Genomic DNA, 13,306 nt, shown 5'->3' with positions numbered 1-13,306 from the left:
GACGCCGTCGACCGCGACGGTCGGGTGACCCCGCGTGGCCGGGCCATCGCCGCCATCGGCGCACACCCTCGACTGGCCCGGGCGCTGCTGGACGGTTCCGACCGGCTCGGCGTACGACGGGCCGCCGAGGTGGTCGCGCTGCTCTCCGACGAGACGGTCACCGGGTCCGGCGACGACCTGGTGGCAAACTGGCGCCGGCTACGCGCCGAAACCGACCCGGGTGCCACCGCCCGCTGGCGGGCCGAGGTACGGCGACTGCGGAGCGCCGTCGAGACGGCACCACCGGCGTCGGACCGGCTGGCACCGGCGGGAGGGGCGCAGCCGACGCCGGTGGAAGGACCACCCGACGATCTCGCCGCCGGGCTGCTGATCGGACTCGCCTACCCCGAACGGTTGGCCCAGGTCCGGCAGGCGGGTGGCACGTCGTACCTGATGGCGGGTGGCACGGCGGCGGACCTGAGGCCCGGGTCGGCGCTGACCGGGTCGGCGTGGCTGGCGATCGCCGCTGCGGATCGCGCACCGGGCCGTGGTCACGCCCAGATCCGGCTGGCTGCGGTCATCGACGAGGCCACCGCCCGCGACGCCGGTGCGCCGCTGCTGCACGGCCAACAGGAGATCGCCTGGTCCGGTACGGACGTGGTCGCCCGCGAACTGGAACGGCTCGGTGCGGTGATCCTGGTGGACCGTCCACTCGCCCGACCAGATCAGGATCAGGTCGTGACGGCGCTGCTCGACGGCCTGGCCCGCACCGGGCTGTCCCTGCTGACCTGGACGGCCCCGGCCAGTTCACTGCGCGCCCGGATGGCCTTCTGCCGACACGCGTACGGCGACCCGTGGCCGGAGGTGACCGACGAGGCGCTACTGGCCGACGCCCGACAGTGGCTGGCCCCCGAGCTGGCCACCGCACGGCGCCGCGCCGACCTGGACCGGGTCGACGTGACCGCTGCGCTGCGCCGGTTGCTGCCCTGGCCACAGGCCGCTCGGCTCGACGAGTTGGCCCCGGAACGGATCGAGGTGCCGAGCGGATCCCAGATCCGGGTGGACTACTCCGATCCGCAGGCACCGGTGCTGGCGGTGAAGCTCCAGGAGACCTTCGGCTGGCAGACCGCGCCACGGATCGCCGAGGGGCGGGTGGCGGTCCTGCTGCACCTGCTGTCACCGGCGGGGCGTCCGGTCGCGGTCACCCGTGATCTACAGTCCTTCTGGCGCACCGGCTATCAGCAGGTACGCGCCGAGTTACGGGGACGCTATCCACGCCACCCCTGGCCGGAGGATCCGACCAGTGCCGTACCCACCCGGCGGGTCCAACCGCGTCGCCGCTGACCGGAGCCTGCGACGGGTGGGCTCAGATGGCGTCACCCACCCGGGCCAACTCGATGGTGTAGGTCTCGCCGAACTGCCGCATCAAGTCGCCGGCACATGTGTAGCGCTCCGGCTTGAGGCTGCCGGCCAGGCCCCGACTGCTGTACCGCCGCCCGTTGATCTTCCACACGATCTGGCCACTGGCCTTGGCGTTGCTGTAAAGCAGTTGCCCCTTGTCCGACTGCCAGTTGAAGGTCAGTCGTCCGGACATGACCACCTCGAAGGTCCGCCCACCCGCCTTGCCCTTGCGGGTCACGCCCTTGCCGTACTCGACTGCGATGGTGCCGTCGGCCCGAAAGTGCTGGATGGCGCTGCCGCCGCCGAGCCGTACATCCGTACCGTCGATCTCGGCGTCGCTCTGATAGCTGGTTTCCCGCCAGACGCCGATCACACAGGGATCGTGCAGCGGATCGACCGGCGGGGCGGTCGGTGAGGGCTCGGCGGTCGGGGCCGGCGAGGGTACGACCGTCGGCACAGCCGCCATCGGGCTGGTCGTCGCGGATGCCTGCCCCACGTCACCCGCCGGATCCGGTCGGTTCCGCAGTACGAAAATTCCAACGGTCACGACCAGGCCCGTCACCGCCAGCAGCCCGAGGGAGCCGAGAACCGCGGGCAGCACCCACGATCGGCGGGGCGGCGGGGCGGGATTTCCCCGGAAGGACCGACAGGTCAGGCAGAAGCCACCCGGGTCGACCCCGGAGCCTCCACAGATCTGGCACGGTTGCATGCCGTCTCCCCCGGTCGCGGGTCGCCGTCACCGCCGAAGGCTGGTCAGGCCTGGCTGGTTGTGGGTTCGGCCTGCGGGGCGACGCTCGCCCCGACGACATCGGCCACCACCACTGTAATGTTGTCCGGACCACCCGCCCGCAGCGCCAGGTCGACCAGCCGCTGCGCGCACAGGTGCAGATCGGGATAGGTCTTCAGGGCCTCGGCGAGGGTGTCCGCCCGTACGACGTTGGAGAGGCCGTCGCTGCACAGTAGCCACCGGTCACCGACCCTCGGCACCATGGTGGAGTAGGCGGGGGTGACGTCGTCTCCCTGCAACGCCTGGGTGACCACCGCCCGGCGGGGATGGCTGCTGGCCTCGTCCGGGCTGATCACGCCTTCGTCGACCAGCATCTGCACGAACGTGTCGTCCCTGGTGACCTGCTTCAACACCCCGTCGCGCAGCAGGTAGGCCCGGGAGTCGCCGATGTGGGCCAGGGCGAGCGCACTGCCGGTACGGGCGAACAGCAGTGCGGTCAACGTGGTACCCATGCCCTGCCGCTCCGGGTCCTGTTCGACGGCGGCGCGGATCCCGGCGGTGGCGACCCGGACGGCTTCCTGTAGCACCGCGACCAGGCTGTCCTCCGGCGTCTCCACGTCGAGAGGGGAGATCGCCTCGATGGCGATCGTGCTGGCCAGATCACCGGCAGCCATGCCACCCATGCCATCAGCGACGGCGAGGAGCCACGGTCCGGCGTGCACCGAGTCTTGGTTTCCGCTCCGGATCAGGCCACGGTCGCTCACCGCCGCGGAACGCAGCTTCAGTGTCATGGCACGCAGCCTGCCAAACAGAACCCGAGATGTCTCTACTAGATCACCGTGGCGTGACATTAGTCCAACAAGAATAACTCATTGTCATCAGTTGACCACGGTGAGCGAGAGTGTGTTTTTCCCTGGGAGCCCGACAGGCACCTGCCACCCCCGTCGATGACAACCGAGCACCGCCGCCGCCTGCCCTCTGCATCCGAAACAGATCGGAGCGGGGCGGCGTCGGTTCAGCCCGGGCCGCATCGTCGCGTTTCGCCTCCCGGTCACCCGGTAGTTACGGATACTCAGGCTGACAACGGGGTGACGAGAGAAGCGATCATGAAACGGGCAGGACACATCGCACTGGCGATGGCGGTTGGCTACGTACTCGGCCGTAGGCGCAAGTTGAGAGCGGCGTTCGTCCTCGGAGCGGCAGCCGCCACCGGTCGGCTCGGCAAGGGGCCCGTCGCGCATCTTCTCGACGGCAACCAGGACGGAAAGGACCAGGAGGGGAAGGACAAGGGCTCGCAGGGACCGTTGCATCGCCTCGGGGATGCGGGAAAGGCGGCTGCCCGTACGGCGATCGGCAAGCCGGTGGACCTGCTGACCGAACGGCTCAACAGCGGCGCCGAGGCACTGCGGCACGGTGGGAGGCAGCGGGGCGGGGAACCGGGCGACGACCAGTCGGACGGGAGCAGGTGAGGACAGGTGAACCAGAAGCCGAACCGAGCCGGCGACGCGATCACCGACAGGCTTCTCGACAGCCTGCACAACCTCGTCAGCGCTGCGGGCGAGCGTACGGCGTCGATGCTCAGTCAACGGATCGACGTACTCACCAACCGATTGAGCAACTACGCCGGTACGCATGAGGGTCCGGGCAAGACGGCTGCCTCGGTGGGCGCAGAGAAACTGAAGTCTGGCAAGTCACCTGTCAATGCGGCTGTCACTGCCGGCATGGCCGGTGGCCGTGAGCAGATCAAGCAGGCATTCGGTCGAAACGGCAGAGACACCGAGCACGACGCCAAGGTCACCGACATCATCGAGTCGATCGACGTGGGTGTGCCGGTACGGGTCGCGTACAACCAATGGACGCAGTTCGAGGACTTTCCGAGCTTCATGAAGAAGGTGGGGAACGTCGAGCAGGAGACTGACGACCGGCTCACCTGGCAGGCGCGAGTGTTCTGGTCCCGCCGCAGGTGGGAGTCCAAGATCCTCGAACAGGTGCCGGACGAGCGGATCGTGTGGCGGTCACACGGTGACAAGGGGTCAGTCGACGGGACGGTGAGCTTCCACGAGGTCACCCCGGACCTGACACGCATCCTGGTCGTGTTGCAGTACCACCCCCGGGGACTGTTCGAGCGGACTGGCAACCTCTGGCGGGCACAGGGCCGACGCGTACGCCTCGAACTGAAGCGCTTCGTTCGACACGTCATGACGGCGACGGTCCTGCACCCGGACGAGGTACCCGGCTGGCGCGGCGAGATCCGAAACGGCAGGATCATTCAGGACGACGCGGCGGCCCGTCGGCAGGAGTGTGCCGAAGGCCTGGCCCCCGAGCAACAACAGCCTGCCCCCGAGCAGCAACAGCCTGCCGGCGCCCAGGAACATCGCTGATCTCGTCGTACGTCGGTCGGCGGGCCCCGTCGCCACGGGGCCTCGCCGCCATTCCATCCAGTCACCCCATCCAGTCACCCGTGAATGGCGGGCGGCAAGCGAGGCGGGCCCAGGGGCTGCTCTACCTACCTGCTGCTACGACTGCCTACCACCGCCGACGCGCTCTCCGAGGTAGTCCCGCTGGTGGGCGTGGGTCACCAGACCGCCGACTCTCCAGGTCGACCGTCGCACAGGCTTCGATCGCCCGCTCCCGGCCCGCCTGATCCTGGCCGTCCCCCTGAGGCTGGGGCTGGTCCTGCCCTTGGCCTTCCTGGCCCTGCCCTTGGCCCTCCGGTTTCTTCCCCTGGGCCTGGCCGCCTTCGCCCTGCTCCTGTCCCTGACCTTGCTGGCCTTGGCCCTCTTGACCCTGCTGGCCCTGCTGGCCCTGACCCTGCTGGCCCTGCTGGCCCTGACCACCCTGGGCTTGGCCCTGACCCCCCTGGGCGGCCTGCTGCCCGGACGTCGCTGCGGTACGGACCAACGACTCGATCAACTCCGGATGCGTGTCGACGCTCGTCAGCATCCGGTTCACGATCTCGGCGACCTGGTCCAGACGTACCTTGAGCAGCGCTTGGGCCCCCACTCCCCGGAGATCGAGCCTGACCTGTCCCAGGCTCAGGTCGATACCCACATTGAGCCGTAGGAGGTTGAGCACCTCGGCGTTCAGCGACACCTTCGCCCGTAGGTCGGTCGCTTCCAGATCGAGCGCGTCGATGTTGAGACCCGGAACGTCCAGCAGCACATCCGGCTGATCCGTCGACTGGTCGTCCGCGGTCTGTCGACCGTATTCGCGCTGCGCACTAGTCTCGTTGCCCACGTTTCCAGGATCCCAGTCCGAAACTCCCGGCGTGGCGTTTCCGCACAGCCGCCCCGGCCGTCGCCACCCCACTGCGCCCACTGCGATCGCCCCTGCAAAAACCGGCAGTGAGCACGCTCCGACAAATTCGGCAACCGACCCGACCTGGACTTGCCACAATCAGCCGATGACGGGCTTGTCAGCATCGGCAGGCCGGTGCGGGACCATGCCGGTGCACCGCCGGCTACTCGACACCGCTCCCGGCTACATCGCGACCCGCGCCGACATCGAGGACTTCACCTTCCAGGAGTGCCGGCGGCGACGGGCGGAACCGCCCCGCGTGGTACGGGTCCCGGTCGTGGTCCACGTGGTCTGGCACGACGAGGCCCAGAACATCTCCGACGATCAGGTCCACAGCCAGATCACCGTGCTCAACGCCGACTTCCGCAAACGCAACGCCGACCTGACGAAGGTGCCCCAGGTGTGGCAGTCGGTGGTGGGAGACGCCCGGGTCGAATTCGCGCTGGCCACCACCGACCCGAACGGCGCACCCACCAGCGGCATCACCCGTACCCGGACGGGCACCACGGCCTTCGACACCGACGACGCGGTGAAGTCCGCCGCCACCGGCGGCGTCGACGCCTGGCCAGCCGGGACCTACCTGAACATCTGGGCATGCCAGCTCGGCGGCGGCGTACTCGGGTATGCGCAGTTCCCCGGCGGCCCGGCCGCCACCGACGGGGTCGTGGTCCTGCACTCCAGTTTCGGTACGACCGGCACCGCCGCCGCCCCGTTCAACGGTGGCCGGACCACCACCCACGAGGTGGGCCACTGGCTCAACCTGCGACACATCTGGGGCGACGACGGGGAGGGCTGCGGTGGTGACGACTTCGTGGCCGACACGCCCAACCAGGGCGGACCCAACTACGGCAAGCCGACCTGGCCCACGATGAGCTGCCAGAACGGCCCCGACGGCGACATGTTCATGAACTTCATGGACTACACCGACGACGATGCCATGTGCTGCTTCACCGTCGGGCAGGCGGCCCGGATGGCCGCGTGTCTGGCCGGTCCCCGGGCCAGCCTGGCCGCCGGCGATGCCGACCCACCCGTCGACCAGCGCCCGACCGGTGACGCCGCCCCGCCGGCCGCACTCTTCCGACGGTGGGTGCACGTCCGTGAGGAGGACACCCCGGGCGTACGGGTCTACCGTCGCGCCGACCTGCCGTTGCCACCCGCACGCGGTCGCGACGGCATCGAGTTCCACCCGGATGGCACCTTCGTCGACCTCCGTCCCGGGCCGGTCGACGCACCGGTCGGTGCCACCGGGCGGTGGAGCGCTGACGGCGACGGCTGCCGGCTCGAACTGACCTATCCGAACGGACGCGCCGCCGCGTGCCTGCACATCGTCACCGTCGACGAGAACGTGCTGTGCCTGCGCCCGCTGGCCGGGTAGCCCACCGGGTAGCCCGTTGGTCAGCCTCGGGACCTGTCGGTGCGGACGGTAGTGCCGCACCGCCCGCGATGGAAACATGGCGGCATGGTCGACGATCCTGGTTCGCTTCATATCCGGTCCGGCGGTCCCGCCGACGTGCCCGCCGTTCTGGAGTTGCTCGACGGTGCCACCCGATGGCTGGTCGGGCAGGGGCGTACCGGTCAGTGGGGTACCGAGCCGCACTCCACCGACCCGCGCCGGATCGCACAGGCCGAGGGCTGGGCAGGCAGCGGGGGTCTGTACCTGGCCGTACTGGGCGACCAGCCGGTCGGCGCGCTGGCCGTCGGCACGGCGACGCCGTACGTCCCGCCAGCGGTCGAACCCGAGTTGTACGTCAACCTGCTGGTGACCGACCGGAGCCGTAAGGGGCAGCGCATCGGTGGTCGGTTGCTGGCGTATGCCGAGCAGATCGCCCGGGACAGGGGGGTCGACCTGCTCCGCGTCGACTGCTATGGCGGAGACGATCGTGCCCTCGTCCGCTACTACGAGCATCAGGGCTTCACGGCGACCGAGGGGTTCGTGGTGGATCTGCCGGGCCGGCAGTGGCTGGGCCAACTGCTTGAGCGTCGCCTGGCCTGACCGACGGCGGGGCTGCCAGGTCAGCCGATCTCCTCGTCGATGTAGCACCACCGCCACCACTCGCCCGGCTGCGCGGATCTCATCACCGGGTGACCGGTGCTCTGGAAGTGGCCGGTGGCATGCCGGTACGGCGAGGAGTCACAGCAGCCCACCTGCCCACAGGTCAGGCATTCACGTAGGTGCACCCAGTCCCGCGAGCCGATCGCCAGACACTCCTGGCACCCCTGCGCGACCCGTGGTTCGGTGGGCCGGGGTGCCTCGGTCAGGTGCACGCAGCTCATCGCCCTCTCCCCCGACGCAGTAGCGACTCCTCCAGGTCCAGCTCGCGGTAGGCCTGCACGAGCACCTCCTCGGGAATGCGCCCCTCGTCGCGGGCGTTACGGAGCACCTGACGTTCCGCGCTGATCATCTCCTGTCGGAGCCGACCGTACGCCTCGGACGGAGTTTCCTGTTCCGCACCGCCCAGCCGCTCCCACACCGAGTTCGTACGCTCGTCGACCAGTCGTCGGAGGCGCTCGACCACCGTGGCCGGTGCGGATTCGGCGAGTTCGTCCAGTCGCTGATGGGCCGCGCGAGCGGCCTGCTGCTGCACACCGGCGGCGGAGAGGGCGTCCTGGACCGGATCGTCGGACGGCAGGTTCAACCGTCGCGCCACCCTGGGAAGGGTAGCGCCCTGGACCAGCAGGCTGGCCACGATCACGGCGAACGCCAGCCAGACGAAGAGTTTCCGGGGATAGGGTGCACCGTTGGCCAGGGTCATCGGCAGCGCCAGTGCCGCCGCCAGGGTGACGACTCCCCGCATCCCGGCCCAGGAGATGACGAACGGGAAGCCGTACGGTGGTGCGGCGGTGCGCCGCCGGGACCGGGGCACCAGGCGGGCGAGGGAGGTGGCCGGGAAGACCCAGGCGAACCGGGTGAGGAACACGGTCAGCAGCACCGCCGCGGTGACCCACACGGTGGTCTTCCACGGGGTGTCCAGACCGGTGACGACCTCCCGCAGTTGCAGACCGACGAGTAGGAACACCAACCCTTCCAGCAGGAACTTGACGAGTCGCCAGAACGCGTTCATCTGGAGCCGGGAGGCGGCCGACATCAGCACCGGCATCCGGTGGCCGAGCGCCAACCCGGCCACCACCACGGCGACGACGCTGGATGCCTGCACCTGCTCGGCCAGGAGCACCAGCGAGAACGGTGTGATCAGCGACAGCGCGTTGTCCAGGATCGGGTCCTTGATCCGGCGGTGGATGAACCCGAAGACCAGCACGCCCAGCAGGCCGATGGCGATACCGCCACCGGCGGCGACCACGACCTCCCTGCCGATGTTGGCGATCCCGGCGGCGGAGCCCACCGCGGCGGCGGAGGCCGCCCGTAGCAGCACTAGCGCGGTGGCGTCGTTGACCAGGCTCTCGCCCTCCAGGATCGTCACCACCCGCCGGGGCAGCCCGATCCGCCGGGCGACGGCGGTCGCGGCGACGGCGTCGGGCGGCGCGACGACCGCGCCGAGGGCCAGGCAGATCGACAGTGGCACGTCGGGCATCACCACGTAGACCACGAGTCCCACCAGCACCGCCGTAAAGATCACCAGACCGACGGCCAGCAGCAGGATGGGGCGCAGGTTGTACCGGAACGCCGGCACCGAGGTCTCCAACGCCGCGATGTAGAGCAACGGCGGAAGGATGCCGGTCAGCACCAGGTCGGGTTCGAGGTGCACCTGTGGGAAGCCCGGCACGAAGGACAGCACCAGCCCGGCCACGACGAGCAGGATCGGTGAGAGCAGCCCGAGGCGGCGGGCCAGGGCGGCACCGAAGGTCGCGATCGCCAGGAACAGAACGACCTCGAACAGGTCTTCCATACCTGAAGCCTAGATAACGGACATGCTGTCGGTACGCCGCTCACTCGCTGTGCGAGCCGGCACCGCCTCTCGACTCCCCGCTACCCACCCAGACCGTCTTGAGGTTGCAGAACTCCCGGATGCCCTGTGCCGAGAGTTCCCGGCCGTGCCCCGAGTTCTTCACCCCGCCGAAGGGCAGCTCGGGAAAGGACGTGGTCATCCCGTTGATGAAGACACTGCCCGCGTCCAGGTCGGTGGCGAACCGTTCCTGCTCGGCCGGGTCCCGGGTCCAGGCGTTCGAGCCCAGGCCGAAACTGGTGCCGTTGGCCAACCGGATGGCGTCGGTGTACGACGCGGCCCGGAACAGCCCGGCGACCGGCCCGAACACCTCCTCCGACCACATCCGCATCTCCGGGATGAGGTCGGTGACCACGGTCGGCGGATACCACCAGCCGTCACCGTCCGGACGCTGGCCGCCGCAGAGCACCCGGGCACCCTTGTCGACCGCGTCCCGGACCAGTTCCTCGACGTCGGCACGCCCCTGCTCGGTGGCCAGCGGCCCCACGTCGGTGTCCGCGGACATCGGATCCCCCACCCGCAATGCCGACATGCGGGCCACGAAGGCCTCGGCGAACTCGTCGTACACGTCGGTGTGCACGATGAACCGTTTCGCCGCGATGCAGGACTGACCGTTGTTCTGGCAGCGGGCGGTGGTGGCCACCTCGGCCGCCCGTTCGAGATCGGCCGACGGCATCACCACGAACGGATCGCTGCCGCCCAGTTCCAGCACGACCTTCTTCAACTCCTGTCCGGCGGTACGGCCGACCGCCCGCCCGGCTCCCTCACTGCCGGTCAGCGTGGCGGCCCGTACCCGGGGGTCGGTCAGGATCCGCTCCACACTGCGCGAGCCGACCAGCAACGTCTGGAACGCCCCCACCGGGAACCCCGCACGGCGGAAGAGTTTCTCGAGGTAGAGCGCGGTCTGCGGGACGTTCGAGGCATGTTTGAGCAGTCCGACGTTGCCGGCCATCAGCGCCGGGGCGGCGAACCGCATGACCTGCCAGAGCGGGAAGTTCCACGGCATCACCGCCAGCACCGGCCCGAGTGGCTGGTAGCGGACGTACGCCCGGGTCGCCCCCACCGCCGACGCGTCGGCCGGCTCGTCGGCCAGGAACCGCTCGGCGTTGGCCGCGTAGAACCGACAGGCAGCGGCGCACTTGGCCGCCTCGGCCTTCGCCGAGGCGTACGTCTTGCCCATCTCGGTGGTCATCAGCCGTCCGATGTCGTCACGGTCGGCGTCGAGCAGATCCGCTGCGGCGGTCAGCCACTGCGCACGCTCGGCGAAGGTCGTCCCGCACAGCGCCTCGAAGGCCTCGACCGACCGTTCGATGGCAGCGTCGACCTGCCCGTCCGGCAGCGCGTCGAAGCTCTCGACCAGCTGCCCGGTGGCCGGGTTGATGGTGGCGATCGGCATGTCTGCGTACTCCTGTCACTCGAAGAGTGAGTGGCGCGTGCCCGGCGGTTCCTCCCGACGTCGGGCCCTGCGGCGGCGCTGCACCACCACCAGGTCCACCACCGCCACCACCGCGAGAACGAGCAGGATCACCCCCAGTACGGCATACCCGGCCCACAACAACAGCACCCCGAGCACCACCGACACGACCAGACCGAACGAGGCGAACAGCAGACGCAGGTTCAGTGCGCTGTACGGATGTCCCACCGTCCCTCTAGCCCGTCTGGGCTGCGATTTCGTGGCCATCTCGCCGAAGTACCCGATCGGGTGAGCGGCTAACCTGAGCGGCTGCCCCTGGTCGGTTTGAGCACCGCTACTCATCCCCCGCCCGCACGCCTCTCGGAAAGTTGACGGCATGACCTCTCCACCCCAGACGCCTCGCCCCACGGACATGTCGGTGGGCATAACCGCGGTCGGTGCCAGCCTGCCCGAGCAGGTGATGGAGAGCACCGAACTTCAGGCACGGGTGGCAACGGCCAGTGGCCTGGATCTGCCGGACGGTCTGATCGTCCGGATGACCGGTATCGACCGCCGTCGGGTGGCCGGCGACGAGGAGTACGCCTCGACCCTGGCCGTCCGCGCCGCCCGACAGGCCCTGGCCGCCGCCGGACTGACCCCCGACGACATCGACCTGTTGCTGTTCGCGTCGGCCACCCGGGACATGGTCGAGCCGGCGACCGCACACATCGTGCAGGCCGAACTGGGCGGTCGGGCACATGCCCTGGACGTCACCAACGCCTGCAACAGCTTCCTGAACGGCATCGACATAGCCCGGTCGTTCATCCTGGCCGGCCGCGCACGCCGCGCCCTGGTGGTGACCGGCGAAACCCCGACCCGGGCGATGCGCTGGCAACTGTCCAGCCTGGCCCAGGCCCGCTCCGCCTTCGCCGGCTACACCTTCGGCGACGCCGGGGCGGCCGTGGTGGTGGAGCCGGTCACCACCGGCGGCATCCTGGACGTCGACACGGAGACCTGGTCGGAGCACTGGCCGGTGGGCGGCATCCCCGGCGGCGGCTCCCGACACCCACGCGGCGACGAACACACGTACTTCCACGGCGACGGGCACGAACTGCGGGGCGTCTTCGAGCGGATCGGCGGCGACATCCTGCACCGGGTACGCCACCGCACCGGCCTGGACTGGGCCGACTACGCCCGGGTGCTGGTGCACCAGGTGACGCTGCCCTACCTGGAACGGTTCATCGAGGTGACCGGCGTGCCCAAGGACAAGCTGGAGATCACCGTGCCGGAACTGGGCAACATGGCCAGTGCCACGCTGGGCGTGCAGTTGGCCCGGGCCGAGTCCGGTCTGCGCCGCGGCGACCGGGTGCTCTTCGTCGGGCTGGGCGGCGGAGTCAGCCTGATGACCATGGTGTGGGAGAAGTCGTGACCCGGCGCCTGGCACCCGGCACGACCGAACTCTGGGTGGTCGTGCCCGCCTTCAACGAGGCCGCTCGGATCGAAGCCACCCTGGACGCCCTGGCCGCACAGACCGACCTCGGGTTCACCCTGCTGGTGGTGGACAACGGCTCGACCGACGGCACGGCCGAGGCGGCACAGCGGTTCGCCGTCCGCGCCCCGATGCCGGTCCACGTGATCCGCGAACCGGAGAAGGGCGTCGGCTGCGCGGTGGACACCGGATTCCGGCACGCCATCACACACGGTGCCCGGCTGCTGGCCCGTACCGACGCGGACTGTCTGCCCCGCCCAGACTGGGTGGCCGCCGTACGGTCCGGGTTCGCCCGAGGCGCGGGGATGCTCTGCGGCCGGATCAGTGCCCGGCGTGACGAGCACGGCCTGCTCGGGCGGGCCGGATTCCGGATGGTGGTCGGCATCGCCTCGACCTTCGGGCGGTTCCGCCCCGCCCACCGCGACCCCGCCTACCTGGTGCCCTACCGAATGCATGCCGGCAACAACATGGCCATCACCGCGACGCTCTACCTGGCCAGTGGCGGGATGCCCAGGCGACCGTCCCCCACCGACCGGACCTTCCTCAACCGGGTCCGCCGGCAGACGACCGCGATCCACCACGACCGGACGATGGTGGTGGAGAACTCGACCCGCCGGCTGCGGGCGTACGGGCTTCGGCGCACCGCCGACTGGTACCTCGACCGTGGCTGCGGCCAACTGACCCCGGACCCGCGCTGATGTTGGACGAACTGCACACCGTACTGCGCCGGCATCCGGACCGGCCCGCCCTGCTGACCGCCGGCCGGACCGGCCGTACCCGGGTGGCGATGACCCGGGGCGAGCTGGCCGACCTGGCCGACGGCTACGCCGCCGCGCTGCACCACCATGGACTGACCGCCGGGGACACCCTCGGTCTGGCGGTACGCCCCGGCGGGCGGGCCCTGTCGGTGATGCTGGCCGCGCACCGGCTCGGCCTCCGCATCGCCGTGCTCGATCCGTCCGCCGGTCCGGACGTGCTGCGGGCCCGGCTGGCACTGGCCCGACCGGCGCTGGTGGTCGCCGACACCGCCGCCCAGGCCGTGGCGGGTTGGGCCCGTCCGCTGGCCCGCCGCGCCCAGTTGGAGTTGCCGGACCTGGCCAGTCTCGGGCCGGTGCTGA

15 protein-coding genes are annotated in these 13,306 nt (G+C 70.0%); 8 read left to right on the top strand and 7 right to left on the bottom strand.

Annotated features, from left to right (window positions below):
- Nucleotides 1–1,323: ATP-dependent helicase C-terminal domain-containing protein (locus ACFQ4H_RS33605; RefSeq protein WP_377579103.1), on the top strand; the 1,323-nt coding region annotated here is incomplete at its 5' end.
- A 22-nt stretch (nucleotides 1,324–1,345) separates the two neighbouring features.
- On the opposite strand, the gene ACFQ4H_RS33600 is transcribed toward ACFQ4H_RS33605, so the two are convergent.
- Nucleotides 1,346–2,089, bottom strand: coding sequence for a hypothetical protein (locus ACFQ4H_RS33600; RefSeq protein ID WP_377579101.1), 744 nt, complete (start codon nucleotides 2,087–2,089; stop codon nucleotides 1,346–1,348).
- A gap of 44 nt (nucleotides 2,090–2,133) precedes the next feature.
- Nucleotides 2,134–2,898 (bottom strand): PP2C family protein-serine/threonine phosphatase, encoded by a 765-nt coding sequence (locus ACFQ4H_RS33595; protein WP_377579099.1) that lies wholly within the window; start codon nucleotides 2,896–2,898, stop codon nucleotides 2,134–2,136.
- Between the two features lie 315 nt (nucleotides 2,899–3,213).
- On the opposite strand from ACFQ4H_RS33595, the gene ACFQ4H_RS33590 reads away from it, so the two are divergent.
- Nucleotides 3,214–3,576 carry a hypothetical protein gene (locus tag ACFQ4H_RS33590; protein WP_377579097.1) on the top strand — a complete coding sequence of 121 codons (363 nt, stop codon included), beginning with the start codon at nucleotides 3,214–3,216 and terminating at the stop codon, nucleotides 3,574–3,576.
- A 6-nt stretch (nucleotides 3,577–3,582) separates the two neighbouring features.
- Nucleotides 3,583–4,488: an SRPBCC family protein gene (locus tag ACFQ4H_RS33585; RefSeq protein ID WP_377579095.1), complete on the top strand. Its 906-nt coding sequence runs from the start codon at nucleotides 3,583–3,585 to the stop codon at nucleotides 4,486–4,488.
- Between the two features lie 145 nt (nucleotides 4,489–4,633).
- Here the strand turns inward: ACFQ4H_RS33585 and ACFQ4H_RS33580 are convergent, their stop codons facing one another.
- Nucleotides 4,634–5,344: a hypothetical protein gene (locus tag ACFQ4H_RS33580; RefSeq protein ID WP_377579093.1), complete on the bottom strand. Its 711-nt coding sequence runs from the start codon at nucleotides 5,342–5,344 to the stop codon at nucleotides 4,634–4,636.
- Between the two features lie 166 nt (nucleotides 5,345–5,510).
- Here ACFQ4H_RS33580 and ACFQ4H_RS33575 point away from each other — a divergent pair, with 166 nt between their 5' ends.
- Entirely contained in the window at nucleotides 5,511–6,779 is a 1,269-nt protein-coding gene (locus ACFQ4H_RS33575; RefSeq protein WP_377579091.1) for a zinc metalloprotease, read from the top strand.
- Between the two features lie 84 nt (nucleotides 6,780–6,863).
- On the top strand, nucleotides 6,864–7,397 hold the full coding sequence (locus ACFQ4H_RS33570) for a GNAT family N-acetyltransferase (RefSeq protein ID WP_377579089.1): 534 nt from the start codon (nucleotides 6,864–6,866) through the stop codon (nucleotides 7,395–7,397).
- A gap of 20 nt (nucleotides 7,398–7,417) precedes the next feature.
- Here the strand turns inward: ACFQ4H_RS33570 and ACFQ4H_RS33565 are convergent, their stop codons facing one another.
- From ACFQ4H_RS33565 to ACFQ4H_RS33550, 4 genes are read right to left on the bottom strand one after another with little or no spacing between them, the layout of a single operon-like run.
- Nucleotides 7,418–7,678 (bottom strand): UBP-type zinc finger domain-containing protein, encoded by a 261-nt coding sequence (locus ACFQ4H_RS33565; protein WP_377579087.1) that lies wholly within the window; start codon nucleotides 7,676–7,678, stop codon nucleotides 7,418–7,420.
- Entirely contained in the window at nucleotides 7,675–9,249 is a 1,575-nt protein-coding gene (locus ACFQ4H_RS33560; RefSeq protein ID WP_377579085.1) for a Na+/H+ antiporter, read from the bottom strand. Before ACFQ4H_RS33560 ends, ACFQ4H_RS33565 begins: the two co-directional genes overlap by 4 nt.
- A gap of 40 nt (nucleotides 9,250–9,289) precedes the next feature.
- Nucleotides 9,290–10,702 carry an NADP-dependent succinic semialdehyde dehydrogenase gene (locus ACFQ4H_RS33555; RefSeq protein WP_377579083.1) on the bottom strand — a complete coding sequence of 471 codons (1,413 nt, stop codon included), beginning with the start codon at nucleotides 10,700–10,702 and terminating at the stop codon, nucleotides 9,290–9,292.
- A gap of 15 nt (nucleotides 10,703–10,717) precedes the next feature.
- Nucleotides 10,718–10,987, bottom strand: coding sequence for a DUF6343 family protein (locus ACFQ4H_RS33550; RefSeq protein ID WP_377579081.1), 270 nt, complete (start codon nucleotides 10,985–10,987; stop codon nucleotides 10,718–10,720).
- Between the two features lie 109 nt (nucleotides 10,988–11,096).
- Here ACFQ4H_RS33550 and ACFQ4H_RS33545 point away from each other — a divergent pair, with 109 nt between their 5' ends.
- The 3 genes from ACFQ4H_RS33545 to ACFQ4H_RS33535 form a co-directional block, all read left to right on the top strand.
- A complete protein-coding gene (locus ACFQ4H_RS33545; RefSeq protein WP_377579079.1) occupies nucleotides 11,097–12,128 on the top strand; it encodes a 3-oxoacyl-ACP synthase III family protein in 1,032 nt (343 codons plus the stop codon).
- A complete protein-coding gene (locus ACFQ4H_RS33540) occupies nucleotides 12,125–12,886 on the top strand; it encodes a glycosyltransferase (RefSeq protein ID WP_377579077.1) in 762 nt (253 codons plus the stop codon). Before ACFQ4H_RS33545 ends, ACFQ4H_RS33540 begins: the two co-directional genes overlap by 4 nt.
- A partial coding sequence (locus ACFQ4H_RS33535) for an AMP-binding protein (RefSeq protein WP_377579075.1) occupies nucleotides 12,886–13,306 on the top strand: 421 nt, incomplete at its 3' end. The genes ACFQ4H_RS33540 and ACFQ4H_RS33535, both read left to right, overlap by 1 nt.

It is taken from the genome of Micromonospora sonneratiae (assembly GCF_042679305.1).
GTDB lineage: Bacteria > Actinomycetota > Actinomycetes > Mycobacteriales > Micromonosporaceae > Micromonospora_H > Micromonospora_H sonneratiae.
The sequence above is the reverse complement of the archived record's forward strand: the minus strand, read 5'-3'. Positions and strand labels throughout refer to the sequence as shown.